The sequence below is a fragment of the Emticicia sp. genome (genome assembly GCF_043780375.1).
GTDB lineage: Bacteria > Bacteroidota > Bacteroidia > Cytophagales > Spirosomataceae > Emticicia.
Window position 1 is genome coordinate 1 of the sequence record NZ_JAYWCU010000130.1, and the last position, 3137, is coordinate 3137.

The window sequence follows — 3137 nt, forward strand, 5'->3', positions numbered from 1 at the left end:
GAGGTGAGTATAAATTGTAAGATTCTTAACAAATTTGCTCAACTTGGATTACCTGAATCACAGAAAATTATCACTTAATTCAACCGTTGCAACAAAGTCGGTAAAAACTACAAATTCAATTTCACTTCAATATAGGGTATCGTCTCCGATACTTCAAAAACATTTTCAAACTACAAGCCTTAGTATCAATAATTTAGAGTGTGAAAGTTAAAAATATTTGCTCAAAGTAGTAAATTTTGACTATATTTATAGTCTAAAAATTGATTTTGATTGTCTAATGCTTTTTGACAATCCATCATTTAATATTCACCATCGCACGAACAATCCATTATTTTTTCTGAAAAATGCAATTCTCTCACCTACATAATCATACCCAGTTTTCCCTGCTCGATGGTGCTTCTGACATCAAAAAACTTTTCAAAAAAGCCCAAGCCGATAATATGCCAGCCATGGCAATTACCGACCACGGTAATATGTTTGGTGTCTTTGATTTCGTGTCAACTGCTGCCAAATTTGGTGTAAAACCAATCGTTGGTTGTGAGTTTTATGTGGTAGAAGACCATCATCGCAAGCAATTTACGAAGGAACAAAAAGACAAACGTTTCCACCAATTATTATTGGCAAAAAATGCAAATGGCTACAAAAACTTGGTCAAACTATGCTCTTTAGGCTATATTGAAGGACTTTATGGCAAATATCCTCGTATCACGAAAGCGATGATTGAGCAATATAAAGATGATTTGATTGCTACAACTTGCTGTATTGGTGCGTCAGTTCCGCAAATGATTTTGAAGAAAGGAGAAGAGGAAGCCGAAAAAGAGTTTCAGTGGTGGTTGGATAGATTTGGTGAAGATTATTATGTAGAATTACAACGCCACGAGATTCCCGAACAGATTCAAGCAAATGCTGTTTTGATGAAGTTTGCCAAGAAATACAATGTCAAAATCATTGCTTCCAATGACAGTCATTATGTTGACCAGCAAGATTGGGTGGCTCACGATATTTTGCTTTGTGTCAATACCAACGAAAAAGTTTCGACTCCTTCGGCAAAAGACTTCAATGATGAAGAGGGTACGGCAAAAAATACCCGTTTTGCTTTTTATAATGACCAGTTTTATTTCAAAACTACGGAGGAAATGACTAAACTTTTTAGTGATATTCCGGCGGCGATTGATAATACGAATGAAATTGTTGGAAAAGTAGAAACTTTGAAGCTAAAGCGTGATATTATGCTTCCCAATTTTCCGATTCCTGATGCCTTCAAAATTCACTCCGATGATGTGCTTAATCAGTGGGAATATTTGAAGGATATGACTTTTGAAGGTGCAAGAAAAAGATATAGTGAGATTACAAGCGAAGTACAAGAGCGTCTTGATTTTGAGCTTTTTACAATCAAATCAATGGGTTTTGCAGGATATTTCTTAATTGTTGCCGATTTTATAAAGGCAGGGCGAGATATGAATGTGATGATTGGACCAGGTCGTGGCTCGGCTGCTGGCTCGGCGGTTGCTTATTGTATTGGCATTACGAATATTGACCCTATAAAATACCAACTACTTTTTGAGCGTTTCTTGAATCCTGATCGTAAATCAATGCCCGATATTGATACTGATTTTGATGATGAAGGTCGCCAAAAAGTGATTGATTATGTGGTTAAGAAATATAGCAAAAATCAAGTAGCTCAAATCATTACATATGGTACGATGGCTACCAAATCGGCTATTAAAGATGTTTCTCGTGTAATGGAATTGCCGCTCGCCGATGCCAATTATATAGTAAAACTCGTGCCTGATAAGCCTGCTTATGGCATCGATTTCGAGAAAATGGTTAATTATCCTTTGGATGGAAAAGGTAGTTTGAGCGAACTAGGAATTCAACCTGACGAAATTGAAAATGTCAAGAAATTTAGAATAATGTATAATGGTAATGACCTGACAGGCAAGGTTTTACAACAAGCTCATCGTTTAGAAGGCAATATCAGAAACACGGGAATTCATGCAGCGGGTATCATCATAGCACCCGAACCATTATACAATATTTTGCCAGTTTCTACCTCAAAAGAAACTGAATTGTTGATAACCCAATACGAAGGAAAAATTATTGAAGATGCGGGTGTAATCAAGATGGATTTTTTGGGTTTACGAAACTTAACCATCATAAAAGATTGCCTCCGAATGATTAAAGAAAATCATGACGTAACCATTGATATTGATAATATTCCGCTCGATGATAAACTAACTTACGAATTATTTCAAAGGGGTGAAACCAATGCAGTTTTCCAATTTGAATCTGACGGTATGAAAAAATACATGAAAGATTTGAAACCCGATAGATTGGACGATTTGATTGCCATGAATGCCTTGTATCGTCCTGGTCCGATTGCTTATATTCCTAACTTTATCAACCGCAAGCATGGTCGAGAGGAAGTTAAGTTCGATTTGCCTGATATGGAAGAATATTTGGGTGAAACTTATGGAATTACTGTTTATCAAGAACAAGTGATGCTTCTATCGCAAAAATTGGCAGGTTTCTCGAAAGGAGATGCCGACGTTTTGAGAAAAGCGATGGGTAAAAAAGATCGAAATATGATTGATAAACTCAAACCTCAGTTTATTTCGGGTGCTGTTGCCAAAGGACATGATGCCAAAATCTTAGAAAAAGTTTGGTCCGATTGGGAGGCATTTGCTTCGTATGCCTTCAATAAATCGCATTCTACTTGTTACGCTTTTGTGGCTTATCAAACGGCTTATTTAAAGGCTCATTACACCTCAGAATACATGGCGGCCGTAATGACTTCTCAATTAGGGAATATTGATAAAATTACATTTTTCATGGAAGAGTGTAAAGCTTTGGGCTTGCAAGTGCTTGGCCCCGATGTGAACGAATCACAAAAACAATTTAGTGTAAACAAAAAAGGTGAAATTCGCTTTGGAATGGGTGCCATTAAAGGTTCTGGAGATGCCGCTGTCGATGCCGTTATTGAAAAAAGAAATGAGGGAGAATTTAAAGATATTTTTGATTTTATTACCCGTGTTAATCTTCGTACCGTAAACAAAAAAACACTCGAATCTTTTGCTTATGCAGGGGCTTTCGATTGCTTTGAAGATTTACATAGAGCTCAATACTTTGACGAAACC

The 3137-nt window shown here is 36.7% G+C and carries 1 protein-coding gene; it reads left to right on the forward strand.

Annotated features, from left to right (window positions below):
• Positions 1 to 344: 344 nt before the first annotated feature.
• Positions 345 to 3137 (forward strand): DNA polymerase III subunit alpha (gene dnaE / locus ACH2CJ_RS10410; protein ID WP_394992688.1); only part of this gene is annotated, 2793 nt, incomplete at its 3' end.